The 18,295-nt window shown below is 65.5% G+C and carries 22 protein-coding genes; 4 read left to right on the top strand and 18 right to left on the bottom strand.

What is annotated here, in order from left to right; genetic code table 11:
- Window positions 1-15 precede the first annotated feature (15 nt).
- The 17 genes from ASF16_RS21065 to ASF16_RS20985 form a co-directional block, all read right to left on the bottom strand.
- Window positions 16-582 (bottom strand): hypothetical protein, encoded by a 567-nt coding sequence (locus ASF16_RS21065; protein WP_056171889.1) that lies wholly within the window; start codon window positions 580-582, stop codon window positions 16-18.
- Window positions 549-3,683: a DUF4815 domain-containing protein gene (locus ASF16_RS21060; RefSeq protein ID WP_056171888.1), complete on the bottom strand. Its 3,135-nt coding sequence runs from the start codon at window positions 3,681-3,683 to the stop codon at window positions 549-551. The genes ASF16_RS21065 and ASF16_RS21060 overlap by 34 nt, the downstream gene beginning before the upstream one ends.
- Before the next feature lie 2 nt (window positions 3,684-3,685).
- On the bottom strand, window positions 3,686-4,171 hold the full coding sequence (locus ASF16_RS21055; RefSeq protein WP_056171886.1) for a hypothetical protein: 486 nt from the start codon (window positions 4,169-4,171) through the stop codon (window positions 3,686-3,688).
- Window positions 4,171-5,124, bottom strand: coding sequence for a phage tail protein (locus ASF16_RS21050; protein WP_056171884.1), 954 nt, complete (start codon window positions 5,122-5,124; stop codon window positions 4,171-4,173). Before ASF16_RS21050 ends, ASF16_RS21055 begins: the two co-directional genes overlap by 1 nt.
- The gene (locus ASF16_RS21045) at window positions 5,121-5,966 is read right to left on the bottom strand and encodes a baseplate J/gp47 family protein (RefSeq protein WP_056171882.1); all 846 of its coding nucleotides are present in this window, start codon (window positions 5,964-5,966) and stop codon (window positions 5,121-5,123) included. Before ASF16_RS21045 ends, ASF16_RS21050 begins: the two co-directional genes overlap by 4 nt.
- A complete protein-coding gene (locus tag ASF16_RS21040; protein ID WP_056171880.1) occupies window positions 5,963-6,325 on the bottom strand; it encodes a GPW/gp25 family protein in 363 nt (120 codons plus the stop codon). Before ASF16_RS21040 ends, ASF16_RS21045 begins: the two co-directional genes overlap by 4 nt.
- Window positions 6,322-6,918 (bottom strand): phage baseplate assembly protein V, encoded by a 597-nt coding sequence (locus ASF16_RS21035; RefSeq protein ID WP_056172243.1) that lies wholly within the window; start codon window positions 6,916-6,918, stop codon window positions 6,322-6,324. The genes ASF16_RS21040 and ASF16_RS21035 overlap by 4 nt, the downstream gene beginning before the upstream one ends.
- Before the next feature lie 79 nt (window positions 6,919-6,997).
- The gene (locus ASF16_RS21030) at window positions 6,998-7,465 is read right to left on the bottom strand and encodes a phage virion morphogenesis protein (RefSeq protein ID WP_056171878.1); all 468 of its coding nucleotides are present in this window, start codon (window positions 7,463-7,465) and stop codon (window positions 6,998-7,000) included.
- Window positions 7,466-7,468: 3 nt separating this feature from the next.
- A complete protein-coding gene (locus tag ASF16_RS21025) occupies window positions 7,469-7,963 on the bottom strand; it encodes a phage tail protein (RefSeq protein ID WP_056171876.1) in 495 nt (164 codons plus the stop codon).
- A complete protein-coding gene (locus ASF16_RS21020; RefSeq protein ID WP_056171874.1) occupies window positions 7,947-8,486 on the bottom strand; it encodes a hypothetical protein in 540 nt (179 codons plus the stop codon). The genes ASF16_RS21025 and ASF16_RS21020 overlap by 17 nt, the downstream gene beginning before the upstream one ends.
- Window positions 8,487-8,603: 117 nt before the next feature.
- A complete protein-coding gene (locus tag ASF16_RS21015; protein WP_056171872.1) occupies window positions 8,604-9,167 on the bottom strand; it encodes a hypothetical protein in 564 nt (187 codons plus the stop codon).
- Window positions 9,164-9,382 carry a hypothetical protein gene (locus tag ASF16_RS21010; protein WP_056172241.1) on the bottom strand — a complete coding sequence of 73 codons (219 nt, stop codon included), beginning with the start codon at window positions 9,380-9,382 and terminating at the stop codon, window positions 9,164-9,166. Before ASF16_RS21010 ends, ASF16_RS21015 begins: the two co-directional genes overlap by 4 nt.
- Window positions 9,383-9,387: 5 nt before the next feature.
- Window positions 9,388-9,594, bottom strand: a complete 207-nt coding sequence (locus tag ASF16_RS21005) for a tail protein X (RefSeq protein WP_056171869.1) — start codon at window positions 9,592-9,594, stop codon at window positions 9,388-9,390.
- On the bottom strand, window positions 9,594-10,076 hold the full coding sequence (locus ASF16_RS21000; RefSeq protein WP_056171867.1) for a head completion/stabilization protein: 483 nt from the start codon (window positions 10,074-10,076) through the stop codon (window positions 9,594-9,596). Before ASF16_RS21000 ends, ASF16_RS21005 begins: the two co-directional genes overlap by 1 nt.
- A gap of 113 nt (window positions 10,077-10,189) precedes the next feature.
- The gene (gpM, locus tag ASF16_RS20995) at window positions 10,190-10,858 is read right to left on the bottom strand and encodes a phage terminase small subunit (protein WP_235507468.1); all 669 of its coding nucleotides are present in this window, start codon (window positions 10,856-10,858) and stop codon (window positions 10,190-10,192) included.
- 43 nt (window positions 10,859-10,901) lie between these two features.
- Complete coding sequence (locus ASF16_RS20990; protein WP_056171864.1) at window positions 10,902-11,912, bottom strand: phage major capsid protein, P2 family; 1,011 nt, start codon at window positions 11,910-11,912, stop codon at window positions 10,902-10,904.
- A 60-nt stretch (window positions 11,913-11,972) separates the two neighbouring features.
- The gene (locus ASF16_RS20985; protein ID WP_056171861.1) at window positions 11,973-12,839 is read right to left on the bottom strand and encodes a GPO family capsid scaffolding protein; all 867 of its coding nucleotides are present in this window, start codon (window positions 12,837-12,839) and stop codon (window positions 11,973-11,975) included.
- 167 nt (window positions 12,840-13,006) lie between these two features.
- Between ASF16_RS20985 and ASF16_RS20980 the strand changes: the two genes are divergently transcribed.
- The 3 genes from ASF16_RS20980 (at window position 13,007) to ASF16_RS20970 (ending at window position 16,423) form a co-directional block, all read left to right on the top strand.
- Window positions 13,007-14,806, top strand: a complete 1,800-nt coding sequence (locus ASF16_RS20980; protein ID WP_369817184.1) for a terminase large subunit domain-containing protein — start codon at window positions 13,007-13,009, stop codon at window positions 14,804-14,806.
- Window positions 14,806-15,852, top strand: a complete 1,047-nt coding sequence (locus ASF16_RS20975) for a phage portal protein (RefSeq protein WP_056171860.1) — start codon at window positions 14,806-14,808, stop codon at window positions 15,850-15,852. Before ASF16_RS20980 ends, ASF16_RS20975 begins: the two co-directional genes overlap by 1 nt.
- 223 nt (window positions 15,853-16,075) lie before the next feature.
- Window positions 16,076-16,423: a hypothetical protein gene (locus ASF16_RS20970; RefSeq protein WP_056171857.1), complete on the top strand. Its 348-nt coding sequence runs from the start codon at window positions 16,076-16,078 to the stop codon at window positions 16,421-16,423.
- Between the two features lie 1,064 nt (window positions 16,424-17,487).
- On the opposite strand, the gene ASF16_RS20965 is transcribed toward ASF16_RS20970, so the two are convergent.
- Complete coding sequence (locus ASF16_RS20965) at window positions 17,488-17,955, bottom strand: hypothetical protein (RefSeq protein WP_056171855.1); 468 nt, start codon at window positions 17,953-17,955, stop codon at window positions 17,488-17,490.
- Between the two features lie 109 nt (window positions 17,956-18,064).
- On the opposite strand from ASF16_RS20965, the gene ASF16_RS20960 reads away from it, so the two are divergent.
- Window positions 18,065-18,292, top strand: a complete 228-nt coding sequence (locus tag ASF16_RS20960) for a hypothetical protein (protein WP_056171853.1) — start codon at window positions 18,065-18,067, stop codon at window positions 18,290-18,292.
- Window positions 18,293-18,295 lie beyond the last annotated feature (3 nt).

Raw genomic sequence — 18,295 nt, 5'->3', positions numbered from 1 at the left:
GGACTGCAATGTCTGTCATGGGGTGATTTCCTCCACGGCGGTCAGGCCCGACAGCGCGCCGCCCGCGTAGTTCAGGGTTTCGGTGCGGGTGCGCCCGTCATAGACGGTGGCGACGCCGGCCAGCCGGCCGTCGCCGTCATAGGCCAGGGTCTGCAGCGCCACCTGGCCGCCCACGGTGGTGGACAGCGTGGCGATGCGGCCCAGGCCGTCGCGGGTGAGGGTCTGCAGGCTGGGGCCGTTGGCAGGCCCCAGACCCAGGTGCGAGGGCTTGAGCGTGACGGCCGGCCCGGTCTGGCCGTTGACCACGCCCACTTTGCTGGCGGTCAGAAAGGAAACGGTGGTGTTCAGGTTGCCGATGCTGCCCTGCAGCGCGGCCACGGCGGCGGCCAGTTCGGCGTCTGTCACGCGGCCTTCGATCAGCGCGGCCAGCGTGTCACAGGCACTGTCCACCGCCGCAAAGGCAGCGCGCAGGCGCAGCACGTCCTGCTCCAGCAGGTTTTGCGGGTGCGGCAGCTGCAGCCCGAGCGCGGGGGTACGGTCGTCGGTCATCACAGCACCACCGCGCGCAAGTTCGTGGCCCATGGGCGGGCGTTGAAGCCGCCGTGCACTGTGACGCGCAGGCGCAACCGCTCGGCCGCGAAGTCCTGCAGCTGGTAGGTCAGCTCCATGACGCCGGCCGTCATCGCGCTGGATGACAGGTAGGGCACCTCCACCCAGGCGGCGCCGGGGGCGTCGGCCTTGGCATGCACTTGCAGCGAGGTCCCGGCCGGCAGATACGCTTCCAGCGTGGCGCGCACGTCGGCCACCCCGCCCGCACCCAGCATCGGGCTGATGTAGTCGCCCTCATTCTGCAGCGAGCCCACCACCAGCTGCATGCCGGGTTCCAGCACTGCGGCAAAGTTGGCATCGCCGCGCAGGCGGGCTTTCACATTCACCGGGCCGGTGTAGCGGCTGGGCAGCTCCACCACCTGGCCGGGGGCGGCCTGCACCGTGTGGGCAATGCCGGTGGCGGCAATGTCGAACACGCACGCGGCCGCGGTGCTTGGCTGGTGGGCGTAGGCCTGCACGCACAGGTCGGTGGCGTCCACTACGTTGACGGTGCCCAGGTCGATCACCCGTTCGGCTTCGCTGTAGTTCGCGGCCAGCAGCGCAAAGGTCAGGTCTTGATCCTGATGCGCGGTCCACGTGCTCGCGTTGGAGCTGGAAAGCATCACGCCCACTTGATACGGCTGACTGGTGACCCAGCGCAGCGCATTGGCGTCCCAGCCGCCCAGCTGCGCCAGGCTCAGCGCGGTGGTGTCGTCGTCGCTCAGCACCACCAGGGCGTATTCGCGCTGGGCCTGCAGCACGACCGGGCTCCACTCCGCCCGTGTGGGCGTGCCGTCCGTCTTGATCGCAGCGGGGAGCAAGCGCGTTTCGGTAAGGATGCGCGCCGTGGGGAAACCGTTCTCGGCTTCGCGCACCTGCACCAGCGCACCGGTAGTGCCCTTGGCCGTAAACCACAGATCCACCCCGGTGTTGTGCACGGGTGCGTCGAGCATGAAGGTCTGCGCCAGCGGGTCCACGGGCTGCACGCGGAAGTAGATGATTTGCGACATCTCGCGGTCGGTGCGCTCGCCCTGGCCGGTGAACAGGGCAGACGCGGCGCTGCCGCCCGTGCCCCGGAAGTCCACAGCCTTGGTGCCCGCGGGCACGTTGGCCGGGATGGGGAAGGTGCCCGACAGCACGCCCTGCGCGTTGGCCACCAGGGTGCCGCCGGGCAGCGCAGCAGGCACTACGGCCACGCCGTCGAACGTGACCGACTGCAGCGTTTCGCCGGGGCCGAAGTTCAGATCAAAACGCACATCGATCTGCCGCAGGTATTCCAGCGGCGATGTGGTCTGGCTGCGCACCTTGGCTTCGTCCATGCCTGCGGTGGATGCAAACCAGTTGATGGCCACGGACGTGGGAAGGCCCCAGGTGTCGTACACGTCAGTCCAGCGGTCCACCGCGGGGGTAAGGGTGACAGGCCGCGGCAGCGGTTCAAAGGCGTTGTATGGATTCACCTTCATGCTGCCGGTGCGCGCCAGCTGCGACAGGGCGGCGCGCTGGGCATAGGCCGGGCTCTGGCGCGTCTTGATGGCCGTGCCGATCTGGTGCACGGTGAACGCGATGGGCAGGCGCAGGGCGCTGGCCGCGATCAGGGCGGTTTGCGGCTGGCCTGCGTCGCGCATTGCGTTGTTCAGCATCGGGTCCGCGAACAGCCCTTTCTTGATGCCCGAGTACCGCCCGGAGATATCCACCGCCAGGCGCAATTCGGCTTGGTCCAGCAGGATGCGCGAGATCATGGCGCGGTAGTCCGCAATCTCGGACATGGGCACCATCCGCACGCCGTCGAGGGTCACGCGGCGCTGCGCGTCCCAGGTCTGGTACACGGATGCGATGGTCAGCACATTGCCCGGCACCTGCGGCGCGATCGGAATCCAGGGGGCGGGAACACCGCGGACCCAGGCGATATCGCCATCGGCCGACAGCGTGAGACGGTCGATGCGGCGCAACGCGAAGTTGTACGACAGCAGCACGGTGGAGCCAGCGACGGCGCCCGTGACCGTCAGCCCGCGTGAGTCCACCTCAGTGGGGGCCGCCACCGCGATGTAGAGGTACGTCACCTGATAGGTGCTGCCGGGGGCGGGCTCTGCGCCGCCTGCAGCCCAGTCCACCTGGCCTGCAGTCAGTTTGAAGTCTGCGGGCGAGTGGAACACCGTCGCCCCCTGCTGGATGGCTTCGATCTGCTGCACGGAGTTGTCGGGCAGCGGGTCGGCCGCGCCCACAAAGCCACCGTGCACGACGTCCACAGTGCGGCGCTTGGTAATGCGCACCTGCGGCGCGCCCACCATGGGCCAGCGGTCGAAGTCGATGCGCTGCGCGCCGTTGGTGGCCGAAAGATGCGGCTCGCTGTCGATCCACTGCAGATCGGGCAGCGCATTGAACACTACGCGCCGGCCGCTGGGCAGCTCCAAGGCGGCGCCGTTGATGCGCGCGGCGCCTTCGCCCAGGTTGTAGACCTGCTCCCCGGTGGGCAGGTCAGCCGCCATGCGCAGCTCCATGCCACGCACGATGTACGTGCCGCCGGTGCTGGCCACGTCATACGCTTTGATGGCGGTGGTTACCGCGTCGATGTTGGGCGGCGCTTCCTTGGGGCGTACCCATCCATCCTCAACAGTCCACACCGGGAAGAACTCGCCGGCCTGGCCGGAGGCTTGGACGCCCCATGCCAGCTGAACGCGCTCGCGGGCGGCGCCGGGCTCGCGGTAGCCGTCTGTCCCTTGGGCCGGGTTCAAAAGCTCGGGGTCTTCCAGCTCGGTGACCACATCGCGCGTGAGGTAGACGCCGACGAACACCACGCCCACGGGGGCAATCACCAGCGCGGCCGGGGGCACGCCGCGCACGGCGCCCGCCACATAGATGGCGCCAGGCTCGCACGTGGTGGCGCCCGTGTCGTGGTTCACGATGATGCCCGCGCCGCTGATGATGGAACCCTCTTTCATCAGGATGCCCGCGATACCCGCAATGCGGGCATGCATGGCCCGCTGCGATTCGTTCAGCTCGGCGCTTTGCAGCACCCGGTCCGCGCGGAACAGGTGGCGGTCGTAGTTCTTTGCCGGGTCGAACCGGTCATAAATTGCGTTGGGATTTGCGGCCATGGTCAGAAGGGCAGGACGTATTCGAAGGTCTGGCGCACGGCGCCATTGCGTGTGAAAGCGGGCACGCGCTCCAGGGTGTAGAGGCGGCCGGGCTGGGCGATCTGCGCGGGTGCGAAGTAGCGCTGGCCAGCGGGCAGGCCGGCCACGGGCGCGGCGCCGAAGGTGATGCCCAGCTCTCGGATGGTTTCGCCGTCCGCGTCTTCAAAGTTGAAGACCACGCGCACATACAGCCAGCGGGTTGGGCCGGCCACCACCGCGTATTTGCTGCCGCTGGGCAGCTCGATTTCACCGGCCGGGTTGGGCTCCACGTAGCCCACGAACGTGGCCAGGCGGCGGCCCACCTCGTCCACCAGAGCGGTGGCGTTGCTGGGCTCGGGCTCGGGCACAGCGTCCCAGGCGGGCAGGCCACGGCCCCAGGTCAAATGCACGGGCTGTGCGGCCATGGCCATGGCCAGGGCAATGCGCCCATCGTCTTGCAGGGTTGCCATCAGTTGCTCTCCGTTGATTTCGATTCGATGAAGACAGGGCGCCAGCGCAGGGCGCCCCAGGTGCCGGACCATCCCTGCGGTTGCGGCAGGGCTGGCGGTAGTTCGTCCATGGCGTCGGCGGTGCCTGCCAGCTCGGCAGGTGGCGCGCTCCATGGGGTTTCGTCCTGCGTGGCAGTGCCTTGCACGCCGCGCTCGCCTTGCACGCGCACGTATCCGGGCACCTCGCCGCGCATCAGCTCGCCGATGCCGCCGAACTCATTGGCCAGCAGGCGGGAGTCCAGGCGCCAGCAATCAAGCACGGCTTTGTCATTGCGGGTGAGCTTGGCGACGTAGGCGGCCAGGGCGCCGGCCTGCGGCTGGCCTGCGGTGCTGGTGGTGCTGCCGGTGTGCTTCGTGCCGAAGCTGGCCTTGATCGGTTCGCCGGTTTCCACGCTGACCCACACGCCCGAAGACCCATCGAGCTGCGCGGTGTCCAGCGGCTGGCCGGCGTCCAGTCGTAGCGGCCGGCGGTCATGGTCCCAGAACACGCGCCAGAAGCGCACGTGCACGGGCACGGACTCGCGCACCACGTGGGCAATCCGCGCAATCTCGGCTGCGGTGGCCGGGCGCCCGAGGTTGATGTGCAGCAGCGCGCCGCGTTCGTCCACCTGCGCATCAGGGAAACCGACCCAGCCCAGCACGCGGTGCACGCTGGCCGCGGTGCCGCGCTCAAAAAGCCAGGGCTTGCCGGCGGCCATCAGCGCATCGACCGATGGAAAGTAGCGCGCGAAGGGTGCGAGGCCCCACTCTGCAGCCAGCCAGGGCGCGAACGCAGCGGGTGTGCCAGTGCTGGGCGGCCCGAATGCGGCGGCCAGGGCGTCCCACTGGGGGGCGCTTTGGTCAATGGCGCGTTCCAGCGGCGTGGCCTGCGGGGGCAGCAGGTGCCGGCGCGACGGGGGTGCGGTGGTGGTCACTGCATGCCCTCATCGATCAGCAGCAGGGCACCCAGCACGGGGTATTCATCGTCCGCCATGGGGGTGATGTCGGCTGGTGCGGTCGGGTCGGGGTAGCGCACGGCCACGACGCCTTCCACGTGCAAGCGCGTGGTTACCCAGCTGCGCGACACGGCGCGGCCCAGGCGCGCGTAGCTGGCCAGGGCGGCGGGCAGGGCGGCCTGCAGCTGCGCCAGCAGGGTGGTAGGCGCGCCGGCCTCGCGCACCAGGCCCGCGGTGATGTTGATAGCCCGAGGCCGGGCGAGCGATACGGACACGGGCACACCCAGCGGGCGGGCGTCGTCGGCGGTCAGCGCGGCGAGCACGGCGGCCCGTGTGGCATCGGCCGTGCTGGTGTCGTGCAGCCACAGTTGCACGCGCACGGAACCTGGCCATGGCTGCGTAGCGATGGCATCGCGCACGTTCTGCGACGCTGTCATGGCCGCGAGTTCGTAATGCTCCCGGGTGCCGTTGCCGGCAAGGGCACGAATGCGCAGCTGGATGCGCACCCGGTAGCGTGCATCCGTTTCGCCCGGCAGGCGGGGCACACCGTAGAAGGCTCCCTTGTGGTCGAGGTCGGCGCCCGTGGCGAAGGCGAGCAGGTAGGCGCGGGCCGCGTCGTTCACGCGCTGGCGGTACAGCAGCTCGCGGTAGGCGTGGGCCTGCAGCAGCTTGGCCAGCGGCTCGGACTCCAGCGCAATGACTTCGGCGGCGGCCGGGTAGCGCACCAGCAGGTCGTCCCGGTGGGCTTCATAGATGGTTTCAAAGTCCAGCTGCTCCACCACAGTGGGCGCGGGTAGCTTGTTCAGGTCGGGAATCGTCATGCAGCACCCCCACGCCGGCCGGTCACAGTGAGCTGCAGGGACAGCGGCTGCTGGCGGCGATATTCGTTCAGGTGTGTGCCTTCCAGGGTCAGTTGCAGGCGGCCCGGCTTGTCGGCCTCGCGCGCCACCAGGATGCGCGACAGGCGCATGCGCGGCTCCCAGCGCATCAGGGCGCTTGCGATGGCAGAAAACAGGCGTATTTGCGTGGTCTGCGTGTCGGGATGGTCGATCAGCTCGGGCACCAGGGAGCCATAGTCCCGGCGCATGACGCGGGAGCCGATGGGTGTAGTGAGGATGTCGCCCACGGACTGGCGCAAGTGCTCCAGGCCGGTGATGGAGTGGCCGGTGTAGCGGTTCATTTGGGGCCTTGCGTGTCGTCGTCGCCTTGCTTGACGCCGCCGTGCACGTGGTTGCGCAGGCTGATGCCGCCGGCCAGCACGTCGGGCGAGCCGGTGGCGCCCTCGGCGTCGATCACCAGAGATCCGCCACCGGCAGACAGGACGATGCGATCCCGCCGCAGCTCTATGAAGGCCTGGCCCACGCGCAGGGTAATGCCTTGTTCGCAGGTGATGGTGAGCATTCCGGCGCCCGCGTCGTGCTCCATGCCTTCGGTTTCGCTCCAGTCGAGGCGGTAGGCGTTGGGGTTCTCGCTGCCCTGCGGGGCCTTGTCGCTGTAGACACCGGGCAGCACTACGGCGTTGAGCAGGTCGCCGCCGGGCGCCATGACCATGCACTGCTCGCCGACCTTGGGCGGCCACCACTGGCGGCGCGATGCACCGCCCGCGCTGCCGCTGGTCCAGGGGAGCCAGTCGGTGAGCAAGTCGCCGCTGCGTACGCGGCAGCGCGCGGGCTTGCCGTGGCGCACTTCGGCCACGGTTCCCGCGCGCAAGATGTTCTCTATGCGGCGGCCGATTTCGAGGGGGGATTCAGATTGAGCAACGGGCCGTTCCATGCAATTGATGGTGCCCGCGTGCGCGCGAAAACGCACCCGATTGCGCCTGTGTGCACCCCGTGCACATGCAGCTGTGTCGCTACCGGGAAAGGTGAGTCAGCACCAGTTCCTGAATCCGCACCATCTGGGCTTCGGTGATGCCCAGAAGGGGCCGCGCTGGGTAGCGGTATGTCGGCCCGCCTGGCTTTACGCGGTCTTCCAGCCCGAAGTGGTGGACGCGGGCGATGCGGTCAGCCCGGCCCACGAACTGCAGCACCGCTTCGTCGGTCAGGCCCTGTGCCTTGAGGTGCTTTGCGGCGCGCAGCTTCTGGAACATGGGCGCAGACTTCTTCGCGTTGCGACGCACTGCGCCGCGTGCCTCGCGCAGGGCATTGGGCTTACGGGGTTCCCACGGCATGCCGTCCGGTGCCTGCTGCGCTCGCATGGTGGCCACGTTGGCCGCGCGCAGATCGCGCGCCACCTCGCGCGCCAGGCCGCGGCGCTCGGCGTCGGTGAGTTTGGCCAGCAGTGGGGAAAGCCACTCTTCCAGGCGCTGCAGATCGTCCATGGCTTAACGGGGGTCGTGGTCCCACTGGGCCAGCAGCTCGCCGTGCATCCACAGGGCCCAGTGCTCGGGCTTGTCGATGTGGACCGGGTGCGGCGGCTCGGCCACATGGTGCAGCTCCACGGCGCCGGCCGGCGCCCCGGCGCGCGGGCGCACCAGCACGCGCTCGGTCAGGTCGATCTCGAAACCGATGTCGGTGGTGATGTCGGTCAGAAACTCGACGTTGAACCGCAGGGCCTTTTCTCGCTTGTCGGGGTTGTCCAACAGCTCGGGCTGGTTGCGGGAAATCCACTCCAGCATCGGCACCACCAGCGCATCGGCGTGGCCGGCGTAGCCCAGCGCCACGATCTGCAGGGTGTAGGCGTACTCAAACGACAGCGTGCCGGTGCCCGTGGTGATGATGCGGCCCGCGTTGATGAACAACGTCAGGTTCTCGGGGTTCTGCGCGAACCAGGGAATGGCGGCCGTGAGTTGGTCGCGCAGGCTACTGGGCTTGAGCATCGGGCGTGCCTTCCAACAGCTGGCGGTCAGCATCGATCACAGAGCGCAGCAGGACTACTTCGGCGTCTCGCTTGTCAACAACCGCTCGGAGTTCTCCGACCACTTGGACGCCTTCGACAATGTGGCGGTCGAGGGTTTCAAGTCGATCCGCAAGACTGCGGCGGGCAGCGTCGTCGGCTTGGGCTTGCGCGCGATAGGTTGCGGCTCGCCGCTCGGCATCGCTGCGCAGCCGCTCAGCGCGAGACAGATCGAGGCGCAGAGCATCGTCGCGCGTCGGCTGGCCTTGGGTGAAAACATCGGATGCCTCCAGGGTGTGGGTTGCGTGGGTGGACTCATTCGCGGCGGTGGCGCGTTCATCGGTCAGCACAGCGTCCGTGCGCGCTTTGGATGCGCGGGCGGTGCTGGCGATCAGATCGCGGTGGGCCAGTTGCTCGGAGTGCAGGCGATAGGTTTGCGCGATCAACAGTGCGCCCAGTGCCAGTGCGCCGGCCTGCCAGGCGTAGGCTTTAATGGTGCTCAGCATGTCAGCAGATCCCGTGCGGATGGCCACCGCAAAAGGTGACGTAGGCAGCCGCCAGGGCAGCGGCGGCGAGCAGCACCAGCACCAGCGCGGTGATGGCCAGAGCTTTGAGGGCTTTTTTCATTGCATCGCCATGCAGTCCGCATGCCTCTTTTGTTGGCGGGTCCACACGCCCTTGCAGCCCTTCGGCCCCCAGTTCTCGGGCAGGCGGCAGTCTCGGCCGGCCTGAAACCGCCACTGCAGCAGGGCATGGCATGCGCCCATGTAGTCCCCCCAAAGCAGCCAGGTTCGCGGCGACTGCGGCTTGCGCCAGTTGCCGCTGCCGAACTGGCCGACCCAGTCTTGATACAGGTCGAACTCGCCGGGATACAGAAGCACGTCCGGCAGGCTGGCCTTGAAGCGCAATTCGTCCGCGCTGTGCAGGTTGCGCGCCAGCTGCTCGGCCCGCTGGCGGGTGATGGGCGCGTCGGCAAGACTCACGCGCGTGCCGTCTTCGTAGCGTGTGGACCCGTGGCCGATGGTGGGCACGTCGCCGGCCGTGGGCACGTAGGGGTGGTGCACCACCGCGCCATCCGCGCGCACACTGGTGGGGCCGTCGCCTTCGCTGGCCTTCCATGTGGCGAAGCCAGCGGCCGATAGTGACAGTAGCGCGACGGCGATGCGCTGGCGTGTGCTGCCGCTCATGGCTGCGCCCCCAAGCGCTTGGCGTTGCGGTCCTCGCGTTCGTTCTGCCATTTCCACACCAAGTAGGCGATCTGCAGCGCCAGGTAGAGGCACGTCAGGGTAGTGATTGGGCTCAGGGTGAAGAAGCCGCCCTGCTGATTCGCGGCGACGGTGACGGGCGGGGAGGCCTTTGCGACTTCCACACCCACGGCTTTGGCAATGCTTGCGCTGTCCATGGTGATCAATCCCACAGGTTGATGGTTGGTCGGGTGGTCGGGGCGGGTGCGTCGGGCAGCTGCACGGAGTCGCCGGCCGCCAGGTGCACGCCCTTGGCGGCGAGGCCGGGATTCAGGTTCAGCGCGGCTTCGACCGTGCCGCGCGTGGTCCCAAGGGTGCGCAGGCAAATTTGGTCGAGCGTTTCGTGGTCGCGGGCGATGGCTTGCGGCATCAGATCAGCTCCACGGTGGTGCGGCCGATGCCCAGGATGTCGGAGATAGCCCAGCGCATGGCCTGGCGGTGGGAGTCGGCCCGGCTCTCGATCTTTTCTTTGATGCGGTCGCCTTTGCCGTCGCTCGATGGCGTGGTGCTGATGTCGCGATACGCCTCGGCCAGGTCGGCCTGCACATGGGAATAGACGGCCAGGAGATAGCGCGCTTCGTTCTCGCTGGCGCCGTCCAGTTCATCGCATGGCACGGCGGACAGCGAGGCATAGCCCATGGCTTGGTGCGCATCGCGCCAGGCACGCAGCTCGCCGTTTACGCTGCGCAGGGCCGCCACCAGCGCCAGGCGCAGGCGGTCGGGCGTGACGGTGCCATCCAGTCGGCAGGCCAGGCGCAGGCGGTCGGGCGAGATGGCAGGAAACCACGGGTGGTTTTGCACGGGCAGCTCTGCGCCGACAACGGGGGGTTTGGCTGTGGCTACGAAACTCACGGGGTAGGCCTCGGGGTGGTGAATAAGGTGGCGGTGGTCCGGGTGCGTTGACCGCCGGGCTTGCGCCCTTGGGTCGCGGCACCCGGAGCCGCCAGGGTGCGGGGTACGCTCGGTCAGGAGGCTGGCGCGGCGTTCTTCAAACGTCGCTCCAAACGCTCCATGTCTTTTTTCACGCCGACCTGCGCGAACAGTTCGTTCGCGCGGGCAAACTGCGCCATGGCCGCGCGGGCCTTGGTTTCGTCAACCGTTGTGTAGTCGGGCGTTGTCGTCGGGGTGCGGCCCAGGAGTGCATAGCCGATGGCCTTGAACAGCTTGGCGCGCGCTTGGTCGGGCGCGTCGTGGGCTTCGGTCAGCTGCGCGACATCTGCGAGCACGCGCACCGCCTCATCTCCACACAGCTTCCCGTCCAGCGCTGCGGTGGCCGCCATGTCGATCAAGATCACGGCCGGCGTGCGCGTGTATTCGGACGGCATCGCCAGGCCGTTGGCGATCACATAGCGGGACAGCTCCAGGGCGCGAACCCAGGAACCGGTATCCATGTGCCACACCATCAGCGTGACCAGCACCATGTCGTGCGCGCCCTGGCCGCCTGCGAGCGCGCCGGCCAGGTATTCGTCGTACACGGCCAGCAGCTCGCGCTTTGCGTCGATCTTGCGTTCGACAGACTGGATGCTTTTGAGCAGCCGTTTGTGTTCGGCGAGCTGGCGCAGCATCAGTTCGTAGGCGGTGCCCCGGACCTCATGGCCGTGGGGCGCAGCCCTGGCCGACAGCTCGGCCAGCACGCGCAGTTTGTGTGCTCGGGCGGGGGATGTCATGGCGCCCCGCTCAGGCCAGCTCTATGTTTTCCAGCAGCACCGCCTTGCCCAGGTTCTCCACCACGTAGGCTTCGTTCACGCTTTCGTAGTTCTCGTACCGGTCGCGCTTGGCGTTGTCGGTGAACATGCGGCGGCGTGTTTCCTCTTGCCAGTAGATGGACAGGTTGTCCCAGCTGGTGATGAGGATGGATGCGCCCGGGAAGAAGGGCACCGCCGCCGCCGTAACGTTGCCGATGGCCTTCTGGCCCATGATGACCTGCGCGGCCAGCTGCTCGGTGGGCGCTTGCTTCACGTTGACCATCGGGAAATACTTGTCGTGCAGCAGGTCGCGGCCGACCATCGCCACCAAGCTGGTGTCGTTGTGAAACCAGGGGTCCAGCAGGTTGAGGGCGTCCATTACCAGCGCGTCGAGGTTCTTGTAATGCGCGCCTGCAGCATCTCCCACCTTGATGGCGCCAGCGCCCGCCGCACCTTCGTCCATCACGCGCTCGGGCGCTGTCTCGCGCAGCTGCTGCAGCCAGCCCTTGTTGACGTCCTGCAGCATGGGGTTTGCTGCGATGTCGGTTTCTGCAGCTGCGGTCACGCCGTTAAAACCGATCATGGTGCGGTCGAGGGCCTGGCGAATGACGAGGGCATCGCGCACACGGGTTTGGAAGTCTTTGAACTTCGCCCACATGTCGAGCTTGGCGTAGTCCAAATGGGTGTCGAAGTTCGTTTGAAAGCAGTGGTATTGGGTGCCGTCCAGCGTGGACAGATCGCGCGTGGCGCGGTCTTTGAGCTTCGTGTTCGTGCGGCTGGCTGCAGGGCCGCCGATGCCCAGGCCCAGCTTTGCGCCCTGTTGCTCGCGCACGGGCACGATATTGATGCGCTTGAGCACGTCCGCGGACTCCTGAATTTTGGTTTCCAGGGTCTGCGCCACGGTGGGTGCAACGGTGAATTTCTCGCCCGCGCTGGGCACGGAGTTCAGGGTGGCGAGTTGGGATGCATAGGCCGAAACGGCCTGGCGGGTGATGGCGTGCATGTCGGTATTCCAGGGTGAGGGATTGGGGATTGATTGGGGTGGTTTGGGAGCGATTGGGGATCAGCAGTCGGTCTTTGGTGCGCCGTCGCCGCCGCTTGCAGGTGGGCGTGCGGTAAAGCCCGACTCGGGGGTTTCTTCCAGGCGCTTCACCAGGGCGTCGTGCTTGCCCGACAGCTCGGTGAAGTTCTTGGCCAGGGCTGCGTGTTCTGCCTTCAAGTCGTCGTGCGCCTTTTCCTGCGCTTCGGCGTAGGTGCCGAAGGCTTCAAAGCCCCTGAGCACTTCGGCAAAGCGGGCGTCGTCGTCATTGGCCTTGCCGGTGAAGCGTTTGACCAGGCCGTCCAGCATCGTGCTGAACTTGGACGCCTTGGGCTCGGCCTCGGGCGTCTCGTCTTCTTCGAAAACCAGTTCGGTGTGCACCGCTTCACTGAACAGCGCGCCGGCCTCGCTCTTGCGCTTGGTGAACGGGCTGGCTTCGGGCTTTTGCGCCGCGAAGGTCAGCACCTCGGTGCCCAGGCTGGCAGGGCTGTCGGTCACACCCAGGCCCGTGAGGTACGCCTCGCCCGAGTCGGCGAACTTGGGGTGCACCTCGATGCTGGTGTAGATCTTCTGGCCGGCCTTGTTCATGGCCACCAGCTCGGGCAGCGGCTTGATTTGCGCGAACAGCGCGCGCTTGCCGTCTTCGACGTCGCGGGCCTCGACTGCGAGCACGTCGCCGTGCGCTCGGAACGGGCTGTCGGCGTACAGGCCGCGCATATGCTCCACCCACACCCGGGCGCCGTACTTCGCCGGGTCGAAGTTTTTCGCCATCTGGTTGATCTGGTCGCGGGTGATGGCGCGGCCGTCAGTTGTGGCGCCTTCGGTAGCCACGCGGAAGTAGCGCGATTTGAGCGGCTTGTCAGTGCTGGCCGCGGTGGTTTTGGATGCCATGGTGGTGGGTTCCTCGGTTGCGTTGAGTGCGATGGTTTGCAGTGGTTGCCATCGTCTCGCCGTCGCGCGAACCCATCAATCAATGCCGCATGTGCAGCGTTCAGGCACATGCAGTAGGGCAGGGGAGCGTGTGCTTTTTCACAGGTGGGCGGCCCAAACTCGGTGCCATGCCTGCTGACGCCATCGCCAAAGCCTTGCCCTTCTCCACACTGCCCGGTCCCGGCCTGGCGGCCGATAAGCGCCGCGCGGCGCGGCACCTGTTCTGGCAGGGGTGGGCGATCACGACCATTGCGGCGTATATCGAGGAACCGCGCTCCACCGTGCAGGGGTGGAAGGATGCCGAACAGTGGGACAAGGCGCAACCCGTGGAGCGGGTCGAAGCGGTGATTGAAACCCGCATGGCGCAGCTGGTCATGAAGGACAACAAGACCGGCGGCGACTTTAAGGAAATTGACCTACTCGGCCGCCAGATCGAGCGCCTGGCCCGCGTGCACAAGTACGAGAAAACCGGCAAGGAAGCGGACCTCAATCCCAACATCAAGCGGCGCAACGACAAGCCCAAGAAGCAGCCCGAGCGCAACCACTTCGATGAGAACGAGCACCAGCAGCTGCTGGACTGTTTCGCGGGCTCCCTGTTCGGGTATCAGAAGGCTTGGCGCGCCGCGCACGATCAGCGCACGCGCTTCATCTTGAAGTCGCGGCAGATCGGCGCTACGTGGTACTTCGCCCGCGAGGCGCTGGCCGATGCGCTGGAGACCGGGCGCAATCAGATTTTCTTGTCGGCATCCAAGGCCCAGGCGCACATCTTCAAGCAGTACATCATTGCCTTTGCCAAAGAGGCCTGCGGGGTGGAGCTGTCGGGCGATCCCATCGTTTTGAGCAATGGCGCCACGCTGTATTTCCTCGGGACCAATGCGCTGACGGCACAGGGCTACCACGGCAATTTTTACTTTGACGAGTGCTTTTGGACGCGCAAGTTTGACGAGCTGAACAAGGTGGCGTCGGGCATGGCCATGCACAAGCATTGGCGCAAGACCTACTTCTCCACGCCTTCCAGCATCCAGCACCCGGCCTATGCACTGTGGAGCGGTGACCGCTATAACAGGAAGCGCGCGAAGTCCGACCGCATCAAGCTGGATCTGTCGCACACGCACCTGGCCGGCGGCTTCACTGGTGAGGACAAGATTTGGCGCCAGATCGTCACGATCTTGGATGCCATGCACGGCGGGTGCAACCTGTTCGATATCGAAGAACTGCGCCACGAGTACAGCCCCGAGGAATTCGCCAACCTGCTGATGTGCGGATTCATGGACGACACGTTCAGCATCTTCCCGCTGTCTGAGCTGCAGGCCTGCATGGTTGACAGCTGGGTGGAGTGGACCGACGTGCACCAGCTGACGCTGCGGCCCTTTGGCTACCGGCCGGTGTGGGTGGGCTACGACCCTTCGCGCACTGGCGACTCGGCCGGGCTGGTGGTGCTGGCCCCGCCCGCTGCGCCCGGCGGCAAATTCCGCGTGCTCGAAACGCTGCAGTTCCGCGGTCTGGATTTCGAGGCGCAGGCCGATGCCATCAAGAAAATCACGGAGCGCTACAACGTCGCGCACATCGGCATCGACACCACCGGCATGGGCCGCGGCGTGTACGAGCTGGTCAGCAAGTTCTACCCGGCGGCCAAGGCCATCAACTATTCGGTGGAAGTCAAAACCATGCTGGTGCTCAAGGCCAAAAGCATCATCAGCAAAGGCCGACTCGAGTTCGACAACGGCGCCGTGGGCATTGACCTGGCGCAGGCCTTCATGTCGATCAAACGCACCTTAACCCCCAGCGGTAGTCAGGCCACTTACACCGCCGGCCGCACCGAACAAACCGGGCACGCGGATCTGGCATGGGCCTGCATGCACGCCCTCGACAACGAGCCGCTGGAAGGCAGCTCCAGCGCCAACCAATCACTCATGGAGATTTTCTGATGACAGCTGGCACCAGCCAGGCCGACACGGCCGCCACCACCACGCCAGCCACGGGCGAGCGCTCACAGATCGAGGCCTTCACGTTCGGCGAGCCCGCGCCCGTCATGCAGGGGGAGATGCTGGACTACGTGGAGAGCTGGATCAATGGGAAGTGGTACGAACCGCCCCTGAGCTGGGACGGCCTGGCCAAGTCGTTCCGCGCGAGCCCGCACCACGCGAGCGCGCTCTACGTGAAACGCAACGTGCTGGCCAGCACGTTCAAGCCGCACAAGCTGCTGGACCGCGCGACGTTCAGCAAGTACGCGCTGGACTTTCTCACCTTCGGCAACGCCTACCTTGAGCGCCCGCGCAACCGGTTGGGTGGCTCGCTGCCGCTGCGCCACACGCTGGCCAAGTACATGCGGCGCGGCTCGGAGCTGGATAACTATTTCTTTGTGCAGGGCTACAGGACTGAACACGAATTCAAGCGCGGGGCGGTGTTCCACCTGATGGAGCCGGATGTGAATCAGGAGGTGTACGGCCTGCCCGAGTACCTGGCCGCGCTCCAGTCGGCCTGGCTCAACGAGTCGGCCACCCTGTTCCGGCGCAAGTACTACAACAACGGCTCGCACGCCGGCTTCATCCTGTACCTGTCTGATGCGGCCCAGCAGCAGGGCGACGTCGACGCGCTGCGCGATGCCCTGAAAAAGAGCAAGGGGCCGGGCAACTTCAAGAACCTGTTCATGCACGCGCCCAACGGCAAGAAGGACGGCATCCAGGTGATCCCCCTGTCCGAGGTGGCCGCGAAGGACGAGTTTTTCAACATCAAGAACGTGAGCCGCGACGACCTGCTGGCGGCCCACCGCATCCCGCCCCAGCTCATGGGCGTGGTGCCCAGCAATACCGGCGGCTTCGGTGCCGTGCGGCCGGCCGCCGAAGTCTTTGCCCGCAATGAGATCGTGCCGTTGCAGGCGCGTTTCAGTGAGCTGAATGCGTGGCTGGGTGAGGAAGTCGTGCGTTTCGAGCCCTACACCGTGGGAGACGGTGAGGGTGATGCTACCAAATAGATAGCTGCCTGCGATTACCCCGCAATGCGTTGCGGTTGGTCCTGCCGACAAGATCGGGCCAATGTGAAGCATGCGGTAACGCAGGGGAGATGCTCCCCCGTGATGGCGCAAAGGCAGATGCTTGATCCTCTCGCTGAATTGCACGATGACGGGGGCAACGCCTACGGGCCGAGCACCGGACATCTGAGACGATTTGCCCTGTACAAACACAGCAGGGGCACAAATGGCCACAGGCGACATCTCAGAAATGGCACAGCTACAGGCGCGAGTTGCGCAGTTGGAAGAATCGCTCGCAACCTTGACCGATGCCCTCTTGCAGACGCAGGAAGCTTTCAAAAAACGCGGCTGTCAGCTCGACGGACTCACCGCAGTTCTAATTGGAGTTGCCGCCACGCTGGCGTCATCGCCGGAACTCAACAAAATCGGCAAAACCGTCGTCAAGGCTGCGATCGACGGGCACTTGGCGTCCAGCCTGAATACAACTGTCACGGACGCCCACATTCACGGCACTAGCGAGTGGACGTATCGATTGCTTCCAGAAACGTGGAAGACGATGTACAAGCCCGCGTAGCCATCGACACTCAAGCTTTGCCTTGACCAGCTAGGCCTGGGCCCTGAGTGGTTCTCCTTTTCCCTACAGCTTGGCCACGCTCCGCGAGCGTGAGGCGGCACACCGTTGCGCGTTGGCTCAGAGCGAGCCTAGCTCTGAGGGAGCCACCCCTCTGGCCGCTCGCACCTCTCACTCCCCACAGACGACCGATTGACCGCCGAACCCCCGTCAGGCCCGCTGGCGCGCAGTCGAGACCCCGCCGCGCCTACCCTCTTGATAGGCCGTTTTTGCTGACCCTGCCGACCCTAGCCAGCGTAAGGCCTGGTGCGGGCTCGTGGCCGTTTTGCAGGTTGCCCGACATGACGGGATTTGACGGGATTTCGATGCGCTTTGTTGGCCGGCTGCGGGCACGCTCACCGTATTGCGGTGGGAACTACGCTTTCACCGCTGGGGGCGTCGAGGCCCTGCTGCGGTTGCTCTGCCCACTGGTGTGATGTAGGTGACGGTGGCTGACCCCGAGTCACCTGGCGGCGGCAGACTTGCCTCGACTAGCTCAGCTGCAACGAGTACCCGAACTTTGTCGATTGACGCTTCATCGTGGAAAGTCTGCGGAAGTGGCAGATTGACGAGTTCTTTTAGGAAGTCTTGTGGCACAGCTGTTCTCCAATGCAATCAAATTAGAGTACCAACGTACCACGCCGACCGTCCGTGCGGACTAGCGCAGCGCCTGGCTCTGACATCTGCACTATTGGCACCTCAAGCAACGATGTAGGGTGAACGTCTCCTACGTCGTGCAGTACCGCAGCAAGCGCCATGCGGTATGCGGCCTGAAATTCCTGGAACTCGGTCGGCCCCAGTTCTATGCGCTTGGGCGAAGAACGACCAGCAGTGGCCTCTGAATGAATTGCTGCGACGAGTACGGTGATTAGGTGCGGCATCTTTGCGCTGCAGATTAGCTCGATAGTCAAAAAAGAGCCCGCTTGTGGCGGGCTTCAACTGGCAATTGCAAGAAGGGGGGCCGCCCGGGGCGGGCGGCACCTTAATGATAAAGAATTTAGCATCTGCCACGCAAGCGTCGGGCGGAGTCATCCTTCCAGTACCTGCGACACCGAGCGAAATTGATCCCCGATCTGTTGGAACATCGCCGGATCGGAAGCCAGCGCGTTCAACTCACCGTTGCTGCTGATCCTGAAATGAGCGCTGGGGAGCTGAGCGACCTGCAAAAACGCACCGAGGAATGTAGCCGGCAATGACATCGTGCCGAGGGCCCGCGCGTCGTCCAGATAGAACATAGGTGGGGGTAAATGCTCAGCGATCGAAAAGCCAATCAGCAGTTCGGTTCGTACTGCTCCTTCTCTATGTCCCATCAACTCCAAAACGCCGATGGCTTGGGGCAGGACGTAGTCACCATCCTGATACACGTGAGTTCCGGAAAGCGCCGCCACTCGGACGGAGCGCACTTTTGAAATGACCCCAGTAGTCCACTTCGCGGACAAGTCGAGCGGCTGGAACACAGGGTCTCTGTTGACGAAGGGTTGAAGGTTGTGTTGCATAACAATACTGTTACACCTGCATAAATGCCTCTTTGTCAGACAGTTTTAATGTTGCATTTCCTTTCTAAACAGGATTTTTTGTTGCAACGCTTTTCTGTAGAGTGAATTCATGGATGCAAACCCCCTTGTGGCAGCACATGTCTCAGGCACGTCCACCGGGCCGGACCTCTTCTTGGAATGCCTCAAATGCGGGGCAAATGAGATCGTGCTTGGCTACGCGGATGGGCGTGCGCCCTACCATTTCCTGTGGATGCCCAAGTCGGTCACCGGTTTGATGCGAGTGACCTGTTTTACCTGTGGAGAGGAGGCTCTTCGGCAGGTCCAAATCGCCGAGTGAGAC

The sequence above is a fragment of the Acidovorax sp. Leaf78 genome, assembly GCF_001422735.1.
Classification (GTDB): Bacteria; Pseudomonadota; Gammaproteobacteria; order Burkholderiales; family Burkholderiaceae_C; genus Acidovorax.
Note: the sequence above shows the minus strand (reverse complement) of the source record. Positions and strands in the feature narration are given on the sequence as shown.